General features: G+C 64.1%; 16 protein-coding genes. 5 read left to right on the top strand and 11 right to left on the bottom strand.

Features of this window, described 5'->3' with window-relative positions:
- Positions 1 to 125: 125 nt before the first annotated feature.
- The 7 genes from IVB48_RS27610 to IVB48_RS27580 all read right to left on the bottom strand — a co-directional run bounded on the left by IVB48_RS27610 (position 126) and on the right by IVB48_RS27580 (position 8253).
- Positions 126 to 1211 carry a branched-chain amino acid ABC transporter permease gene (locus tag IVB48_RS27610; protein WP_247357479.1) on the bottom strand — a complete coding sequence of 362 codons (1086 nt, stop codon included), beginning with the start codon at positions 1209 to 1211 and terminating at the stop codon, positions 126 to 128.
- Positions 1208 to 2218 (bottom strand): branched-chain amino acid ABC transporter permease, encoded by a 1011-nt coding sequence (locus IVB48_RS27605; protein ID WP_247404839.1) that lies wholly within the window; start codon positions 2216 to 2218, stop codon positions 1208 to 1210. The genes IVB48_RS27610 and IVB48_RS27605 overlap by 4 nt, the downstream gene beginning before the upstream one ends.
- On the bottom strand, positions 2215 to 2937 hold the full coding sequence (locus IVB48_RS27600) for an ABC transporter ATP-binding protein (RefSeq protein ID WP_247404837.1): 723 nt from the start codon (positions 2935 to 2937) through the stop codon (positions 2215 to 2217). The genes IVB48_RS27605 and IVB48_RS27600 overlap by 4 nt, the downstream gene beginning before the upstream one ends.
- A complete protein-coding gene (locus IVB48_RS27595; RefSeq protein ID WP_247404834.1) occupies positions 2934 to 3725 on the bottom strand; it encodes an ABC transporter ATP-binding protein in 792 nt (263 codons plus the stop codon). The genes IVB48_RS27600 and IVB48_RS27595 overlap by 4 nt, the downstream gene beginning before the upstream one ends.
- A gap of 214 nt (positions 3726 to 3939) precedes the next feature.
- The gene (locus IVB48_RS27590) at positions 3940 to 5124 is read right to left on the bottom strand and encodes a substrate-binding domain-containing protein (protein ID WP_247404831.1); all 1185 of its coding nucleotides are present in this window, start codon (positions 5122 to 5124) and stop codon (positions 3940 to 3942) included.
- Between the two features lie 218 nt (positions 5125 to 5342).
- Entirely contained in the window at positions 5343 to 7079 is a 1737-nt protein-coding gene (locus tag IVB48_RS27585; protein ID WP_247405449.1) for an EAL domain-containing protein, read from the bottom strand.
- 208 nt (positions 7080 to 7287) lie between these two features.
- Positions 7288 to 8253 carry a sensor histidine kinase gene (locus IVB48_RS27580; protein WP_027566067.1) on the bottom strand — a complete coding sequence of 322 codons (966 nt, stop codon included), beginning with the start codon at positions 8251 to 8253 and terminating at the stop codon, positions 7288 to 7290.
- A 195-nt stretch (positions 8254 to 8448) separates the two neighbouring features.
- Here IVB48_RS27580 and IVB48_RS27575 point away from each other — a divergent pair, with 195 nt between their 5' ends.
- Positions 8449 to 9291 carry a glucose 1-dehydrogenase gene (locus tag IVB48_RS27575; RefSeq protein WP_247404828.1) on the top strand — a complete coding sequence of 281 codons (843 nt, stop codon included), beginning with the start codon at positions 8449 to 8451 and terminating at the stop codon, positions 9289 to 9291.
- Positions 9292 to 9340: 49 nt separating this feature from the next.
- Here the strand turns inward: IVB48_RS27575 and IVB48_RS27570 are convergent, their stop codons facing one another.
- Both IVB48_RS27570 and IVB48_RS27565 read right to left on the bottom strand, forming a co-directional pair.
- Positions 9341 to 10717: a cytochrome P450 gene (locus IVB48_RS27570; protein WP_247404825.1), complete on the bottom strand. Its 1377-nt coding sequence runs from the start codon at positions 10715 to 10717 to the stop codon at positions 9341 to 9343.
- Between the two features lie 62 nt (positions 10718 to 10779).
- The gene (locus tag IVB48_RS27565; protein ID WP_247404822.1) at positions 10780 to 12015 is read right to left on the bottom strand and encodes an LLM class flavin-dependent oxidoreductase; all 1236 of its coding nucleotides are present in this window, start codon (positions 12013 to 12015) and stop codon (positions 10780 to 10782) included.
- A gap of 234 nt (positions 12016 to 12249) precedes the next feature.
- Between IVB48_RS27565 and IVB48_RS27560 the strand changes: the two genes are divergently transcribed.
- Together IVB48_RS27560 and IVB48_RS27555 are read left to right on the top strand one after the other, a co-directional pair.
- The gene (locus IVB48_RS27560; RefSeq protein ID WP_247404819.1) at positions 12250 to 13662 is read left to right on the top strand and encodes an MFS transporter; all 1413 of its coding nucleotides are present in this window, start codon (positions 12250 to 12252) and stop codon (positions 13660 to 13662) included.
- Positions 13663 to 13803: 141 nt separating this feature from the next.
- Positions 13804 to 14964: a PHB depolymerase family esterase gene (locus tag IVB48_RS27555; protein ID WP_247404815.1), complete on the top strand. Its 1161-nt coding sequence runs from the start codon at positions 13804 to 13806 to the stop codon at positions 14962 to 14964.
- Between the two features lies 1 nt (position 14965).
- Here the strand turns inward: IVB48_RS27555 and IVB48_RS27550 are convergent, their stop codons facing one another.
- Positions 14966 to 15268, bottom strand: coding sequence for a hypothetical protein (locus tag IVB48_RS27550; RefSeq protein ID WP_245286135.1), 303 nt, complete (start codon positions 15266 to 15268; stop codon positions 14966 to 14968).
- Positions 15269 to 15463: 195 nt separating this feature from the next.
- Here IVB48_RS27550 and IVB48_RS27545 point away from each other — a divergent pair, with 195 nt between their 5' ends.
- Positions 15464 to 15844 (top strand): helix-turn-helix domain-containing protein, encoded by a 381-nt coding sequence (locus IVB48_RS27545; RefSeq protein ID WP_247285180.1) that lies wholly within the window; start codon positions 15464 to 15466, stop codon positions 15842 to 15844.
- 4 nt (positions 15845 to 15848) lie between these two features.
- On the opposite strand, the gene IVB48_RS27540 is transcribed toward IVB48_RS27545, so the two are convergent.
- Positions 15849 to 16529, bottom strand: a complete 681-nt coding sequence (locus tag IVB48_RS27540; protein ID WP_247404813.1) for an MBL fold metallo-hydrolase — start codon at positions 16527 to 16529, stop codon at positions 15849 to 15851.
- Between the two features lie 171 nt (positions 16530 to 16700).
- Between IVB48_RS27540 and IVB48_RS27535 the strand changes: the two genes are divergently transcribed.
- Positions 16701 to 18302, top strand: a complete 1602-nt coding sequence (locus tag IVB48_RS27535; protein ID WP_247404810.1) for an alpha-amylase family glycosyl hydrolase — start codon at positions 16701 to 16703, stop codon at positions 18300 to 18302.
- The last annotated feature ends 25 nt before the right edge of the window (positions 18303 to 18327 follow it).

Below are 18327 nucleotides of genomic sequence, written 5' to 3'. Positions count from 1 at the left end.
GAAGGGACAGGGATACACCACACAAATGGCGTAAAGCTTAGGAAAGCCAGTTACCTGAGCGTTAATCTCGTTGCGTGATCGCAGTCGCGTCCAGCGAGTTGCCGCGCTGCATCATGAATCGTGCGTTAATGCGAGCTGCCCGCGCTCTTGTCGCCGCCGAGATTGCGCAGCCGTCCGACCACGCCGGTCGGAAAGAAGTAGACGCTGGCGATGAAGAGCAGCCCGAGCCACAGCAGCCAGCGGTCCGGATGCAACAGCCCCGGCAGCAGCGGCAGACCGGCTTCCGACGCCGCCTTGGAGGCGACGCCCATCAGCGCCTGCAGATAGTTCTGGGCGAGAATGAAGATGGTGGCGCCGATGATCGCGCCGTAGATCGTGCCCATGCCGCCGATCACGACCATCAGGAGAATGTCCAGCATGATCGAGAAGCTGAGCGAGGTATCGGGGCCGGCATAACGCAGCCACAATGCATTGAGAATGCCGGCGCCGGCGGCGACCAGTGCGGCGATGCAGTTGGCGTAGCTCAGGTGGAAGACGGTGCGGAAGCCGAGCGCCTCGGCGCGGAAGCGGTTTTCGCGGATCGCCTGCAGCACGCGCCCGAACGGCGAATTCACCACCCGCAGCAATGCGAGGATCATCAGGGCCGAGACGGCGAACACCAGATAGTAGGTCAGGATGCGGCCGTTGACTTCGAATCCCAGCACGTTCCTGGAGATCAGCACCGTGCCGGGCCTGAGCAGCTCGGGCAGTTGAAAGCTGCGCCCGTCTTCGCCGCCGGTCAGCCAGGACAGCTGCGAGGCCAGCACCTGGAAGGCGGATGCAACCGCGAGCGTGATCATGGCGAAAAAGATCGCGGCGACCCGCAGCGAGAACAGTCCGATCGCAAGCGCAAGCAGCGCGGCAAGCGGCAGGCCGATCACGATGCCGGTTGCAACCGCGCCCCAATTCGGGCCCATCCCGTACAGCGCGATCGCGATCGCGTAGCTGCCGATCCCGTAGAACATGGTGTGTGCGAACGACACCGAGCCGGTATAGCCCAGCAGCAAATCGTAGGAGGCGACCAGCGCGGCGAAGACGCAGATCTTGGCCGCGACGTTCAGCGCCTTCGCCCCGGGGAACAGGAACGGCGTCGCCACCAGCGCCAGGATGATGAGGACGAGAACGAGCGTGAGTACGCGGCTCTTCGGCGGATCGCCTGACAGGATCATCATCGGCTGGTCACCGCATAAAGGCCGCGCGGCCGCCACATCAGAATGGCGACCATCAGCAGGATGTTGGAGACGAGGGCGAGCTTCGGCACCAGGAAGCCACCGTAATTGGCAATCATCGCCACCAGGATCGCGCCGATGAAGCAGCCGCCGATCGAGCCGAGGCCGCCGATGATGACGACGATGAAGATCAGGACGGTGAGGTCGTCGCTCATGGAGGCGTGAACCTGCTCGCGATACAGCGCCCACATCACGCCGCCGAGGCCGGCCAGCGCCGACCCCGTCATGAACACGCCGAGGAACAGGCGGCGAATGCGATAGCCGAGCGCCTCGACCATCTCGCGGTTCTCGACGCCGGCGCGGATCAGAAGCCCGAGCTTGGTCCGGTTGAGCACGAGCTGGATCACGATGAAGACGGCAAGGCCGATCAGCGTCGCCAGCACGCGGTATTTCGCGATCGCGACGTCCCCGAGGATGAAGGAGCCGCGCAACGACGTCGGCAGGGGCGTCGGGATGATCTGCGGCCCCCACACCGCATACAGCGTCTGCTCGGCGACGATCAGGCCGCCCGTCGTCATCAGGATCTGCTTTAGATGCTGGCCGTAGACGGGCAGGATGAGCACCCGCTCGACAATCAGGCCGAGCGCGCCGGAGACCGCCATCGACAGCAATGCCGCCGGCGCCAGCACCGCGAGGTTGATCCACAGCGAATCCGCCTGGAGGGAAGCGGCGAACGGCGCCAGCACCAGGGTCGCGACATAGGCCCCGACCGCGATGAAGGCGCCATGGCCGAAATTGAGCACGTCCATCAAGCCGAACACGAGCGTGAGACCGGAGGCCATGATGAAGATCATCATGCCCATCGCGAGGCTCGCGGCTGTCAGCGTCAGCCAGGTGCTGGGGGAGCCGATCAGCGGGATCATCACGAGGGCGACGGCGATCGGCAGCAGGATCGGCGCGATGTCGCGCTTCTGCTTCGGCAGCGGGTCGGTTGCGGCGAGCTCGGTCATTGATGCGTCTCCAGGCTCAGGCCGAGCAGCCGCTCCTGCAGCGGCACGTCGGAGGCCAAGGCCGCCATCTCGCCGCGATGAACGATGGTGCCGTTGTCCATCACCAGCACGTCGTCGCCGAGCTCGCGGGCGGCAAAGAAATTCTGCTCGACCATCAGGATGGTGGCGCCCTTGCGCTTGATCTCCTTGAGGCACTCGATCAGCGCCATCACGATCGCCGGCGCCAGCCCCTTGGTCGGCTCGTCGATCAGCAGGAGCTTGCGCGGTTCGACGATGGCGCGGGCAATCGACAACATCTGCTTCTGTCCGCCCGAGAGACTTCCCGCGCGCGATAGCCAGAACCGGCGCAGCGCCGGGAAGAAGCCAAAAATCCAGTCGAGCTGGGCGTCATCGAGCGGCCCGGCGCGCGCCGCCAACACCAGGTTCTCCTTCACCGTGAGGTCGGAAAACACTGCCATGCTCTCCGGCACGTAGCCGACGCCGAGCCGCGCGATGTCGGGCGTCGCACGGCTCTCGATGCGCTCGCCGGCGAGGCTGATCTCGCCGGAGGAGGCCTGCCAGAGGCCCATGATGGTGCGCAACGTCGTGGTCTTGCCGGCGCCATTGCGGCCGAGCAGCATCGTGGTCTGCCCCTGCGCGACAGCGAGGTCGATGCCCTGGAGGATGTGATAGCGGCCGATATGGGTGTGCACGCCGGAGAGCCTCAACAGATCGGTCATGCTGCGCCCCCTGCAACTTTATTCCCTTCAGATGTCTTGGGCGCGACGCCGAGATAGGCTTCCTGCACGATCGGTGACGCGATCACTTCGGCCGGCGGACCGTCGGCAACAAGCTGCCCGTTATGCAGCACGATGATGCGGTCGGCGAGCGATCGCACCACGTCCATCTTGTGCTCGACGAGCAGAATGATCCTGCTCTTGTCCTGCTTGAGCTGCGCGATCAGGTTCAGCACGACCGGCACCTCGTCGATGCTCATGCCTGCGGTCGGCTCGTCGAACATGAAAACCTTCGGTTCGAGCGCCATCATCAGCGCGACCTCGAGCTTGCGCTGATCGCCATGCGACAGTGCGGTCGCGGCGACGCCACGGCGGCGGCCGAGCGCGACCTGATCCAGGATAGCATTGGCGCGGGCGATCAGATCGCGGCGGACCATCCAGGGCCGCAGCATGTCGTAGTGAGTGCCGTTGGCGGCCTGCACGGCAAGGCGCACGTTCTCCTCCACCGAGAGGTTCGGAAAGAGGTTTGTGAGCTGGAACGCGCGCCCGAGGCCCGCGCGCGTCCGCATCGGCGCGGAATGCTGGGTGATGTCGGTGCCATCGAACAGAATGCTGCCGCTCGACGCGCGGAGCTGGCCGGAGATCAGGTTGAAATAAGTGGTCTTGCCGGCGCCGTTCGGGCCGACGATCGCGGTGAGCTCGCCCGGGCGGAAGCTGCAGGTGACGCTGTTGACCGCGACATGGCCGCCGAAGCGGATGGTGAGGTCGCGGGTTTCGAGGGTCAGCGTCATGGGTCTGGCAATGATGAGAGGAGAACTTGTCCGCGATCACGCTGCGCTGCCTCCCCCGCTTGCGGGAGAGGCACAGGCGGCCTACGGCCGCCGTTCTTGAAAGAACGCGATGCGGAGCATCGGCTACTGAGAGGGTGTCTCCGCAATCGAGAACCCCCAGGAGGACAGAGCCCTCTCCCGGCCTCTCCCGCAAGCGGGAGAGGTGGAGAAGCACCTAGCGCTTGTTCTTGATCGGAACGTCCATGTCCTCGATCTTCAGCTCGCGCACCGGCTCGAGCACGGCCCAGGCGACGTTCGGATCGACCTTGACCTTGAAGTGATACATGCTCTGGAGCGCCTGATGGTCTTCCTTGCGGAACATCATCTTGCCCTTCGGCGTGTCGAACTCCAGGCCTTCCATGGCCGTGATCAGCTTCTCGGTGTCGGTCGACTTCGCCTTGGTGACGGCGGCGACGACGGACATCGCTGCGGCGAACCCGCCCGCGGTGAAGAAGTCCGGCGGCGCGTTGAAGCGCTTCTGGTGCTCGGCGACGAACCAGTCATTCACAGGGTTCTTCGGGATCGCGTAGAAATAATAGGTCGCGCCTTCCATGCCGGGCAGGCCCTTGTAGGCGGCGAGCGCCGGCAGGATGTTGCCGCCGGTGGACAGTTCGATGCCGTAGCGCTTCGGATCCATGTCCTGGAGTTTTGCCAACGGATTGCCGGCGCCGGCCCAGATCACCCAGATCACCTTGCGGCCCGGCTTGTCCTTCAGCGCGTCGAACAGGCGCTGGCCGACCGCGGTGAAGTCGGTGGTGGAGGTCGGGGCATATTCTTCGGCGGCGAGCGTCGCGCCGGTCTTGCCGAGCGCCTCCTTGAAGGCGGCGACGCCGTCACGGCCGAAAGCGTAGTCCTGCGCCAGCGTCGCGACGGTGACGCCCTGCTTGCCGATCGCGACCGCGTTCGAGATCGCGTCCTGCGACGAGTTGCGCGCGGTGCGGAAGATGTAGCGATTCCACTTCTCGCCGGTAATCTGGTCCGCGACCGCGGGCTCGACGATCAGGATCTTCTTGTTTTCCTCGGCGACGGGCAGGATCGCGAGTGCCGCGGCCGACGAGGTCGTGCCGATCGCGATGTCGGCCTTGTCGTCCTGATAGGCTTCCGCGAGCGCGGCCTTGGAGAGATCCGGCTTGCCTTGGTCGTCCTTGGTGATGACAACGATCTTGCGCCCGTCGAGCGTCATGGTGCCCTTGGTGGCGTATTCAAAACCCATCTGCAGGCCGGTCTCGGTCTGCTTGGCATAGGCCTCGAGCGGGCCGGTCTTGCCGTAGATCAGCGCGACCTTGAGATCGTCGGCCTGTGCGGAGGTGCCCGCGGCGAGGGCGAGGATGGTTGTTGCTAAGATGAGCGATCGACGCACGGTGGTCCCTCCTGATGAATTCTTTGGCCATAGCGATTTGCACAACCGTGCGGACATTGCAATTCCACCTTCCGGCAGACCACGCGACGGGCATGTGTGACATTGTCCCGGCCCGGCCGCGCCGGATCGCTTCTGCCGAGGAAATCGGCAGATGCAATTATGACCTCACCCGTGGAACGGGTTGCTCAGGATTTGCAAAGTAACGATCAGGCTCGGGGTTACCGCCGATATCCGTTCGCGCGGGAATAGCCCTGCCGGTTCTGTTGCGTCGAGCGGTTTGTGACGCTGGCGCGTGCTTCGCTGGAGATGGGCGTTGCGAGCTTCAGCTCCTCCAGGAAGATCGGCCGGGAAAAATAATAGCCCTGCGCGTAACGGATCTTGGTCGCAGCCTGGAGGTAGGCGAGCTCCTCGTAGGATTCGATGCCTTCGGCGATCACGGTCATGCCGAGCGCTTCGCTCAGGGATTCGATCGCGCGCAGGATGCCCTGGTTGCGTGGGCGCTTATGGATATCGGTGATGAAGGAGCGGTCGATCTTGATCTCGTCCGCGGTGATGTCGGCCAGCGCCGAGAGCGAGGAATAGCCGGTGCCGAAATCGTCGATCGAGATGGCGACACCGAGCTTGCGGAACATCGGCAGGATCTCGGCCTGGAAATGATTCTTGGCGACGAAGGCGTCTTCCGTCACCTCGATCATGAAGCGCTGCGGAAAGCCGGTGTCGTCGAGCGCCTGGGCAAAGCTGCGCATGAATTCGGGGTTGCCGGCCTGCTTGGCCGCGACGTTGATGCTGATGGTCGCTTCCGCACCGAACGTCTCGTTGATCAGGTCGATCGACTTGACGATCTCGGCGAGCACGAGATGGGTCAGCTCGTCGATCAGCCCGAGTTCGGTGGCAAGATTGATGAACGAGCCCGGCGCCTGGATCACGCCCTCGTCGTCGCGCAGCCGCACCAGGGCCTCGATGCCCTTCACGTCCTGCGTGCGGATGTCGACCTTGGACTGGAAGGCGCAGCAGAAGCGTTTCTCGAGGATGGCCTGCCGCAGCGACTGCTCGATCTTCATCCGCGCCAGCGCCTCGCGCTCCATGCTGGAGTCGAAGAAGGCCGCCGATCCCTTGCCGTCATTCTTGATGCGGTACATCGCGATGTCGGCGTTCTGACGCAGTGTCTCGAAGCTTCGTCCGTGATCGGGGTAGAGGCTGATGCCGACGGAGGTTGAGGCGAACACTTCCGAATTGTCGATGAAGAACGGCGCGGTCAGCCGCTCCAGCGTCGACTGCATGAACTCGGCGACTTCCTCCTGGCTCTGGATCGGTGACAGCAGCAGCAGGAATTCGTCGCCGGAGATGCGCGACAGCATGTCCGAGTCGCGCAAGCCGCGTCCAAGCCGCTTCGACAGCTCGACCAGCAGGGCATCGCCCACCGCGTGGCCGTAATAGTCGTTGATGTGCTTGAAATTGTCGACGTCGAGAAAGGCGAGCGCAAAGCGCTCGCCGGCGCGACCCTGCGCGAGCAGGCTGGTGGCGCGATGTTCGATCACGCGCCGCGAGGGCAGGCCGGTCAGCTCGTCGAAATAGGCCGAGCGGAACAGCTGGTCCTCGAAATTCTTCTGCTCGGTGATGTCGGACGAGGCCGAGATCAGCAGCTCGCGTCCGTCGAAGCGGACCGGACGGTGGGTGGTCAGCAGCACTTGGCGTGCGGCTCCGTCGTGGAGCGCTTCCTCGGCGACGACCGCACGGCCGGAGCTCAGAGCCTGCCGGCAGGCTTCCTGGCGGGGCGCGAGATCGCGCGAGGGGCGGCTGCCGTCCATGCCGAGCTGGGCGGCCGCGACATCGTTGACCAGGAGAAGTTCGCCTTGCGCGTCCTGCACGGTCAGGCCGGCAGGCAGCATTCTAACGATTTCCTTGAGAAATCCGAGTTCGGCTTCGCCCGCGCCGGAATATTTGTTGTCGTTCATAGAAGTCATGAATCTTGTTGTTTCAGCACGCCTTTGCAATGGCCGCGATCTTGCGCGGTTCCCTCTTAAGTTTGGTTAAGGGGTCCGGAGAACTACGGTGGTATTTTGGGGCGATGCGACGCGCGCAGCCCATCGTCATTAACAGGGCGTCAACGCGTCCGGCGAAACCGCGAACGAAGCGCGCGAACGGCTTTCGGTTGCGCCGTGTCTAACCGTCCTTGGGGATGCGGCATTGCATGGTGCAATGAAGTCCGGTCCTGAGATAGGAGACCTCCGTCTTGCCGTCGAAGGCCGACAGCGCGGACTTCAACAGCTTGGTGCCGAAACCCGGCTCGGAGACCTTGTCGACGCTCGGGCCCTCGGTTTCATCCCAGGTCACGGTCAGACGGTCGTCGCTGACGGTCCATGACACCTGCAACAACCCGCGTGGCGCGGAGAACGCGCCATATTTGCCCGCGTTGGTGGCGAGTTCGTGAAACATCAGGGACAGTGTGACCGCAAGCTTCGGCGGCAGGAACAGCCGGTCGCCGTTCAGCGTGAAGCGGACATGGCCATAAGGGCCGAGCTCGGAGATCAGGAGGTCGCGAATGTCGCAGCCGGCCTTGTCGATCCGCGAGATCAAATCGTCGGTCGCGGCAAGCGACCGCAGCCGCGGATCGATCCGGGCCCAGATTTGCGGCTGATCGTGCAACACTTGATGCAGCACCGCATGCACCGTCGACAGCTTGTTCTTCAGCCGGTGCTGGAGCTCGTCGACCAGCAGCTTGCGATAGTCTTCCTCCTCGATCAGGCGTCTGGATATCCGGCGCTGCTCGACAAGGAGCGAGCGATAATGCTCGACGCCCCAGATGGTGAGGGCGCTGACCGCCCAATAGAGCGCCAGCAGGGCGAATCGCGCGTTATCGGCAAGGGCATCGCCAAAATTCACGACGACGCCGAGCACGCCGCCGACCAGCGCCGTGATGATTCCGATGCGGAAGCCGCCGAACGCGGCCGCAAAGAATACGGCCGGGAAATACGGCGTGAAATAGACGTCGGGCCGCACATGGGCGAGAGCCCAGCGCGCCAGCGTCGCAACCAGCAGGCAGGCGACCGCAAACGCGAGGCTCAGGCCGAGCGATGGCGGTGCCACGCCCTGCCAGCCCTTGCGGAATTCGTCGATCAGCTTCCCCATGCGCGATCCGGTGGCGATATGCGTTCGACAATCGAGCGGTCGCCAGGAATGTTACGCATGTCGCCGGCCCCAAGCAAAGCTTGCCTTGTCGGAAGCCGGCAGGAATAGTGCCTGCTGCGGCGCCAACTGTCGCGGCGCCGTCGTAGATCGGTGTCCGCCATTTGGCGTCAAGGGGTTCGAAAACAGGGACATTCCATGGGCAGGTTGGATGGCAAGGTCGCGGTGATCACGGGCGCGACGAGCGGGATCGGGTTGCGCACTGCTGAAGTCTTCGTTGCCGAAGGTGCCAAAATTGTGATCGCGGGCCGGCGCATACCGGAAGGCGAGGCGCTGGCGAAGCAGCTCGGGGCGAATTGCGTCTTCCGCCAGACGGATGTAACGGTCGAAGCGCAGATGCAGGCGCTGATCGCGCTCGCGGTGGACAAATTCGGCCGCATCGACTGCCTGTTCAACAATGCCGGCGGCCCGGCGCAGACCGGCGGCATCGAAGGCCTCGAGGTCGAGCGCTTCGACGCGGCGATGGCGACCCTGCTGCGCAGCGTCATGCTCGGCATGAAGCACGCCGCGCCCCACATGAAGAAGCAGGGCTTTGGCAGCATCATCAACAATGGCAGCATCGCCGGCCGTCTGGCCGGCTTCTCGTCGTCGATGGTCTATGGTGCGGCCAAGGCGGCGGTGATCCACCTCACCAAATGCGTCGCGATGGAGCTCGGCGAATCCAACGTCCGCGTCAACTCGATCTCGCCCGGCGCCATCGCGACCGGCATTTTCGGCAAGGCGCTCGGGCTTTCGACCGACGCGGCGGAGAAGACGCCGGCGGTGATGCGCGAGGTCTACAAGACCGCGCAGCCGATCCCGCGTGCCGGCCTTCCCGATGACATCGCCCACGCAGCGGTGTTCCTGGCCAGCGACGAATCCAGCTTCATCAACGGCCATGACCTCGTCATCGACGGCGCGATGACCGGCGGCCGCAACTGGAGCCAGCAGCAGCAGGGCTACGTGGCCCTGCGCAAGGCGTTCGATCAGGGGGCCGGATAATTTCGTCATTGCGAGGAGCGAAGCGACGAAGCAATGACGACTGCGATGCTCACACCGCCTCCACCCGCACCCGCAATCCGTCGCGCGGTTTCGGGATCGGCCACATCTGCCAGTCCGGCTTGTAGCCGGGCTCGAGCGATACCTCGATGTTCTGCAAGAAGTGCCGCGCGAAGCATTTGGCCTGCATGTAGGCGAAGTGCAGGCCGAGGCACATATGCGCGCCGCCGCCGAACGGGACCCAGGCGAAGCGGTGGCGGTTGCGCTGGGCCTCCTCGGTGAAGCGCAGCGGATCGAAGCGATCCGGCTCCGGCCAGATGTCCTTCATGTGGTGGGTGTAGAGCGGATTGACGCCGATCGCGGTGCCGGCCGGAATCGAAAAACCCTTGAAAGTGAAATCGCGCATAGCGCGGCGCGGCATTGAGGGCACCGGCGGCTTGATCCGCAGCGCTTCCTTGAACGCCATCTCCGACAGCGGCATCTTTTCGAGATCGTCGAAGCTGCTCGGCGCATCGGGGGCGAGCCCCAGCGCCATGACCTCCGCGCGAAGCTTGTCCTGCCAGTCGGGATTTGCCGCGAGCTCGCCGATGAACGAGGTCAGTGACGAGGTCAGCGTGTCGTGCGCCGCCATCATCAGAAAGCTCATGTGGTCGATGATGTCCTGTTCCGAGAGCAGCGCGCCGTCCTCGTGGGTTGCGCGGCAGAGCTGCGAGAACAGGTCATCACCGCCGTGATTGCCGCGTCGCAGCGGAATCTGCTCGCGGAAATAAGCGACGATGCGCTTGCGTCCCCTGACGCCGGCCGCCATCTGCGTGCCGGGCAGCGGTCGGCGGATCGGGGCGACGGCGGCGGCGACCATGTCGACGAAAGCGCGGTTGATCTCGTCGACCTCCGGCCCGATATCGGCGCCGAGAAAAGACGCGGCGGCGAGATCGAGCGTGAGCTGCTTCATCGCCGGATAAAGCTGCATCTCGCCGGGCTTTGCCTTCCACTGCGCGACGCGGGCGGCGATGCCGCGGTCGAGATCGCTCAGATACGATTTCATCGGTCCGGACTTGAATGCGACCGACAGCGCCTTGCGGTGCAGCCGGTGCTCCTCGAAATCCAGCAGCATCAATCCGCGCGGAAACAACAGGCCGAGCACCTTGTTCCAGCCATGGGTCGAGGAGAACAGCTTTTGCTGGTCGAACAGCACGAGTTCGTTGGCCTCGGGGCCAAGCAGCACGACATTGGTCTCGCCGAAGAAATGCGTGCGATAGACCAGGCCGTATTTGGCACCATTCGCCTCGATATGCCCCTTGGGGTCGGCGAGCACCTGGAAGGTCTTGCCGATGATCGGCCAGCCTTCGTCGCCGGGGATGTGGGTCAGCTCGTTGCGCTTGGGCGGAGTGAAGCCGAGCGCAGGCGCGGCCACATTCTGCATCGACATGACGATTGCTCCGGTTGGCGAGACCCGGCCAACATAGCACAATCCGTGACGAGGACTCTGCGCTACCGCTTCGCCGCTTCCTTCTGCAAATCCGGCGCATTGACGGCCGGAATCGCGACGCGGCCGGCGCCGGTCACCTTCAGCGCCTCGGCGGCCTTCTCGTTTTCCATGATCTTGGCCATCACGGCCTGTCCCGCGCGCTCGAAGATCGCGCGGTTCTCGATCACGAATTTTTGCGACTTGCGCAGGCCGTCGATGTAGCCGTTGATCTCGGGCACGACGTAGCGCGCGACAAGGTCCCAGCTCCGGCGCGTGTTCTCCGGGTTGGCCCAGTCGTGCACGAAGCCGATGACGGCACCGACTCCGCCGGAGACCTGCATCACGTTCTTGATCATCTTGACGAGGTCGTCGGGCGTGCCGATGACGGAGGCCGCGCCGTCGACGAAAGCGGTCTTGTCCACGGCCTCGTCGGGTGAGGCGAACGCAGTCAGGCCCGGCCGCTGTAGCGTGCCGACATTATATTCGTTGTGCCAGCGCATCAGCCCGGTGCCGGCCTCGCGGCGCGCCTGCTCGCGGGTCTCGGCGATGTGCCAGGTCAGCAGCACGCGCCAGTTCGCGCGATCGACTTTGGTGCCGTGCTTTTTCGCCGCGTCCTCGGCGAACTGCCATTGCTGCTGCAGCGACATCAGCCCCTGCGTCGTCATCGAACCCAGCGAGATGATACCGATGCCGTATTTGCCGGCGAGCGTCATGCCGGAGGGCGAGATCTGCGAGGCCACCACGAACGGCATTTCCTCCTGCAACGGCAGCAGCTGCAGCGCGGCGTCGTTCATGGTGAACCAGTCACTCTTCGCGGTGACGCGCTCGCCATTGAAGAGGCAGCGGATCACCCCGATCGCCTCGTCCTGGCGGTCGCGCTGCGTCATCGGATCGATGCCGAGCGTATGCGCGTCGGAGGCGAGCGCGCCGGGACCGGAGCCGAAGATGGCGCGGCCGCCGGTCATGTGGTCGAGCTGCACCATGCGCTGCGCGACGTTGTAGGGATGGTGATAGGGCAGCGACACCACGCCGGTGCCGAGCTTGATCCGCTTGGTGCGCTCGCCGGCCGCCGCCAGGAACATCTCCGGCGAGGCGATCATTTCCCAGCCGGAGGAATGATGCTCGCCGCACCAGAACTCGTCATAGCCGAGGCTATCCAACTGCTCGACCAGGTCGAGATCGCGCCGGAACTGGAGCATCGGATGCTCCCCGATCGGATGATGCGGGGCGAGGAAGGCTCCGAACTTCAGGCGCGCCATGGCGTTCTCTCCGGCTTGATTTTTTGCTTGTTTGTGGCGCGAAGCTACGTGCTGGAGACAGCGAACGCAATCGCGCGATGTCCCGCGCGGCGGAATGCAGCCATGCGTGTGTCGTCTCCCTCTCCGTGGCACGCAGAGAGTGGCGGAACGCGCGGGCATCCTACCTTCGAGGTAATCGCGGCACCGCATTAGGCCTGCGATGATCGGCAACGACATCCGAAAGGTCGCGCGCCGATGCATCAAACCGTCACAAAGCCCCTCGATACGTCGCGTCGCTGGTGGGTGCTGGCGATTGTCGTGGCCGCCCAGTTCATGTTCGGCGTCGATGCCTTCGTGGTCAACGTCGCCATTCCGACCATCGCGGTCGAGTTGAAGGCATCGCCTGCGCAGATCGAATCCGTCATCGCGATCTACCTGATCGCCTATGCTACGCTGGTCGTCAACGGCGGCCGGCTTGGCGACATTCACGGCACCAGGAACGTGTTCCTGGCTGGCCTGCTCGGTTTCACCCTGACGTCGCTGTGGTGCGGACTGGCGCAATCCGGTGCGGAATTGATCGTCGCGCGGCTGACACAGGGTGCTTCCGCCGCGCTGATGGTGCCGCAGGTACTGGCGACGCTACATCTCCTGTTCACCGACGAACAGCGCAACCGTGCCTTCGCCATCTACGGCATCGCGCTGGGGCTCGCGGGTGCCGCGGGCTTTCTGCTCGGCGGTCTTCTGGTCACGATCGATCTCGCCGGCACCGGCTGGCGCTCGGTGTTCTTCGTCAATGTGCCGTGCGGTCTCGTCATCGCGGCTGCGGCCTGGCGCATCATGCCCTCGGTGCCGCATCGCGCCGGCACGCGGCTCGATATCACGGGCAGCGTCGTCCTGTTCGCCGGATTGCTGTGCATGATCGGTCCGCTGCTGCTCGGTCACGATGTCGGCTGGGCGCCGTGGCTGTGGCTGGTGATGGCGATCGGCGCCGTAATTCTCCTGGCATTCCCAAAACTGGAGCATGCGGTCGCACGAGCCGGCGGCATGCCGCTGATCGATCTCTCGCTGCTGGCGGACGCCACTTTCCTGCGCGGCCTTGGCGCGGCGTTCTTTTTCTTCTGTGCCAATCTCTCGTTCTATCTGGTCATGACGCTGTTCATGCAGCGAGGGCTGATGATCCCGCCGCTCGCGGCCGGCATGGCCTTCATTCCGCTCGCGCTCGCTTTCGTCGTGGCCTCGCGCCATAGTGGTGCACGGGCGCGCCATCGCGGCACCAGGGTCTTGATCGAAGGTTGCGCGCTTCAGATTGCGGGCCTCGCGGCGCTTGCGCTTGTCGCGTTCTCTGTCGATGCGCCGTCCGCGCTCCTGCTCGCGCTCACTATGATCGTCTTCGGCTACGGTCAGGGCCTGGTGATGGCGCCGCTCTCCGGCGCGGTGCTCTCGACGGTGAAGCCTGCGGCCGCAGGTTCTGCCTCCGGCATTTACGGCACCACGGCGCAGATCGGAAATGCGGCCGGAGTGGCCGCAATCGGCGCCGTGTTTTTTGCCGCCGAAGCCGTGCAATCAGCGCGCGCAGGATTTCTCGTCTCGCTCGCGCTGTTCGTGACATTAATCATGATCTGCGCCGCATTCCTGGCGCGGATGCGCCGCGCATCTGCACGAAGTTGAGGCATCGCGGTTAATACGTGCGGATTTCTGCAGGTTTTCCTGCGATTTAGCGCGTCATCGACAGCACACGGTCTTTTTATTTTGCGCCGCAGCAACTATTTGGTTTGGGTGGACGTTGAACGTCGCCTGCCAGGAGTTGCCGTGTCGTTAACCAGAAATATCGATCTCTTGAGACGTCTGCCAAAGCTGGACGGATTGCGCCTCGCCGAGTTTGGCCGGAGCGCCGATGCGTCCAGTCCGTTGCAAGAGGTCACGGGCTTCGGCGACAATCCCGGCAATCTGCGCCTGTTCGCGTTCGTGCCGCCGCAACTGCAGAAGCCGCGTGCGCTCGTCGTCGTGCTGCACGGCTGCGGCCAGACGGCAGCAAGCTACGACCTCGGTGCCGGATGGTCGACGCTCGCCGAGCACTACGGCTTCGCGCTGTTGATGCCCGAGCAGCAGCGCATCAACAACAGCAACACCTGCTTCAACTGGTTCAATCCGGAAGACACGGCGCGGGATAGCGGCGAGGCGTGTTCGATTCGCGAGATGATCGCGCATATGACCGAAACGCATCGCATCGATCCCCGCCGCATCTTCATCACGGGCCTGTCGGCCGGCGGCGGCATGACGTCGGTGATGCTCGCGACCTATCCCGAAGTCTTCGCGGCCGGTGCGGTCATCGCGGGACTTCCCTACGGCATCGCGACCAATCTGCGCGAGGCGCTCGACGGCATGTTTCATTCCCCGGAGCGGCCGGCGCGCGAACTTGGCGATCTGGTGCGGCGGGCCTCAGATCATCGCGGGCCCTGGCCCAGGATCTCGGTGTGGCACGGCAGCGCCGATCGCACCGTCAACCCCGGCAATGCCAACGAGATAGTCAAGCAATGGCTCGACCTGCACGATCTGCCTGAGGCGCCGATGGCGGAAACTGACATCGACGGCTATCCGCGCCAGGCCTGGTGGAACAAGGACGGCGAGACTCTCGTCGAGTCCTACGCCATCACCGACATGGCCCACGGCACGCCGCTCGGCCTGGCCGACAACGACCAGCGCTATGGCGTGGAAGGCGCGTTCCTGATCGAGGCCGGCATCTCCTCGTCCTATCACATCGCCAAATTCTTCGGCCTCACCGGCTGGATCCCCGACGCAGCCAAGAAGGCCGAGCCGACGCCGGCCCGCTCGTCCGCGCCGCATCTGGCCCGCTCGATCCGCGCCGCTGTCGCCGAAGAGCCGGCCGAGCCGAAGCGCGAGGACGCCCGCGGCTTCGATCTCGGCCAGATCATCACGCGCGCGCTCACCGCCGCGGGATTGATGAAATAAGTCAGGCCGTCGCGCCGATCCATTCGATCGGCGTCGCCGTCACCTCGCCGCCGGCGACCTTGCGCGTCATCTCCTGATAGGCCTTGAAGAAGTCGCGCGATTGCAGCGCCTTTTGCGCGGCTTCGTCGCTGACGCTGGCGAGATGGAAATAGCTGCCATTGTCGCGGTTCTTCAGGACGCGATAGCCGATCCGTCCTTTCAGCTCCGGATCGCCGTCGATCGCCTTGATGAAGCGGCCGACCTCCTGGTGCCAGGCCTCCGTCGTGCCGTTCTTGAATTCGTATCGGATCATGAAGTGCTTCATGTGACGCTCCCTGTTGGCGTTGTGCGTCATCATCTGCGTGCTGGATGCGATCCTGCAAGTATGGACAAAATTGATAGTATGGACTTTTTCGGCGTCGCTCCTATGCTCGGCCAAAGCGTTTTCGAGCGAAGTGGATACCGGTTCGCGTGAAGAAAACGCGTCAAAACAAAAAAGCTCGCACATGGAGGAAACGACATGGCCAGGGAAAGGACAAAGACTGTCCCCGCGCGCAACTGTCCGGTCGCGGCCTTTCAGAAGATGATCAGCGGCAAGTACAAGCTGCGCATCGTCTGGGACCTCAAGGACGGCCCGCGCCGCTATGGTGAAATCCGCAGCGGCCTGCTGCGCGGCACGGAAGGCAGCGCCGAGATCACCCCGCGCGTGCTGAGCCGCGAGTTGAAGGCGCTGACGGCGAGCGGCCTGATCGATCGCAAGGATTTTGGCGAGGTGCCGCCGAAAGTCGAGTATCGCCTCACCCGCAAAGGCAAGAGCTTTGTGCCCGTCGTCGCCGCCATCCGCGACTGGGGCGACCGCAACCTGAGCCAGCCCGCGGCGTTCGCAGACGCCGCGGAATAGACGCTCACATCTCGCCGGTGATGAACGGATTGGTCATCCGCTCCTGGCCGATGCTCGAGCCGGCGCCGTGGCCGCAGATGAAGCCGACATCGTCGCCGAGCGGAAGCAGCTTGGTCTTGATCGAGTCGATCAGGGTCGCATGACTGCCGCCGGGCAGATCGGTGCGGCCGACCGAGCCCGCGAACAGGACGTCGCCGACATGGGCGAAGCGCAAGTCCTTGTTGAAGAACACCACGCTGCCGGGCGAGTGGCCGGGGCAATGATAGATCTCGAACTGGAGATCGCCGATCGCCACGCTGTCGCCTTCGTCGAGCCAGCGGTCCGGCTCGAAATTGCGCACCCCGCTCATGCCGAAGCGCGCGCCGCTCTCGACCACGTTGTCGAGCAGGAATTTGTCCGCGACGTGCGGGCCCTCGATCGGCACCTTCAGCGCGTCGCGCAGTTCAGCCGCGCCGCCGACATGGTCGATATGGCCGTGAGTGAGCCAGATCTTCTCCACGGTGACGCCGGTCTGCTTGATGGCGTCCAGGATCTTCGGCACGTCGCCGCCGGGATCGATCACCACGGCCTTCTTGGAAGGCTCGTCCCAGATGATGGTGCAATTCTGCTCGAACAGCGTCACGGGGACGATGATCGCGCCCGCCTTCGCGCCTGCCTGGGCTTGTGTCTCGTTTTGCTCGGTCATGGCGCCACAATGCCGATTTTTGTCATGCCGCCAAGCAAAAGATTTGTCCCGGGGCTCGGGAACAGCCGCGGACATCGTCACACGGCCGTCCCAATTCGCCTGCTGTTTTGAACCGGGGCGCTCCTTCCGCGTTCTCCCGCGCGAGAAGCAGTTTTTGGATGGATTTCCCGCATGGCTCAGGGCGGCAGCAATTGGTGGCGCGACGGCATCTTCTATCAGGTCTACCCGCGCTCCTTTCAGGATTCAAACGGCGACGGGGTCGGCGATCTCGCCGGCATTTTGCAGCGGCTGCCTTATGTGAAATCGCTCGGCGTCGACGCGATCTGGCTGTCGCCGATCTTCCCCTCGCCAATGGCCGATTTCGGCTACGACATCTCCGACTACACCGGCATCGAGCCGCTGTTCGGCACGATGGCGGATTTCGATGCGCTTCTTGCCGCCGCGCATGACAACGGCCTCAAGCTGATCCTCGACCTCGTGCCGAACCACACCTCGGACCAGCATCCCTGGTTCGTCGAGAGCCGCTCCTCGCGCGACAATCCGAAACGCGATTGGTACATCTGGCGCGATCCGGGCGATGGTGGCGGCGTGCCGAACAATTGGCTGTCCGAGTTCGGCGGCAGCGCGTGGCAGTTCGACGAGACCACCGGTCAATACTACTATCACGCCTTCCTCGCCCAGCAGCCGGACCTCAACTGGCGCAATCCCGATGTCCGCGCGGCGATCTATGACGTGATGCGGTTCTGGCTGGAGAAGGGCGTCGATGGCTTTCGCGTCGACGTGATCTGGCACCTGATCAAGGACGCCAAGTTCCGCGACAACCCGCAAAATCCGCATTATGTCGAGGGCCGGCCGCCCAACGAAACGATCCTCACGCAATATTCCACCGACCAGCCGGAGGTGCACGACGTTATCGCCGAGATGCGCCGCGTCACGGATGCTTATGATGCCCGCGTCCTGATCGGCGAGATCTATCTGCCGCTGCATCGCCTGATGGCCTATTACGGCAACGATCTCACCGGCGCGCAGATGCCGTTCAATTTCGCGCTGCTCCAGACCTTCTGGAGCGCGCGCTCGATCGAGAAGATCGTCGAGGATTACGAGAAGGCGCTGCCGAAGGGCGCCTGGCCGAATTGGGTGCTCGGTAATCACGATCGCCCGCGCGTCGCAAGCCGCGTCGGGCCGGAGCAGGCCCGCGTCGCCGCCATGCTGCTGCTGACGCTGCGCGGCACGCCGACGCTCTATTACGGCGACGAGATCGGCATGCATCAGCTCGCGATCGCGCCTGAGGATGTGCGCGACCCCTTCGAGAAGAACGTGCCCGGCATCGGTGTCGGCCGCGACGGCTGTCGCACGCCGATGCAGTGGGATTCGTCCAACTTCGCCGGTTTCTCGGACGTCAGGCCATGGCTGCCGCTGCCGGAGGATCACATCCTCAACAACGTCGTCGATGTCGAAGCCGATTCACGTTCGATCCTGACGCTCTACAAGCGCCTGATCGCGTTGCGCAAGGGCTGTCCGCCGCTGGTCGCGGGCGACTATCATCCGATCGCGGCGCAAGGCGATCTCCTGGTCTATCGCCGCGAGGCCGAGGGCAGGGCGGTGATCGTGGTGCTCAATCTCGGCCCTGAGCCGATCGTGGTCACCACCAGCGCGATCAGATTTGGCAGCGAGATTCTGCTGTCGACATTTCTGGATCGCGAGGGGGAGCGGATCGAAGGCGTGCTGGATTTGCGTGGCAACGAGGGGGTGGTCGTTACTCCGCCATCTTAGCCTTCGCCGGGACGACGCTGTGGCA

It is taken from the genome of Bradyrhizobium sp. 76 (assembly GCF_023073025.1).
In the GTDB taxonomy this organism is placed as follows: domain Bacteria; phylum Pseudomonadota; class Alphaproteobacteria; order Rhizobiales; family Xanthobacteraceae; genus Bradyrhizobium.
The sequence above is the reverse complement of the archived record's forward strand: the minus strand, read 5'-3'. Positions and strand labels throughout refer to the sequence as shown.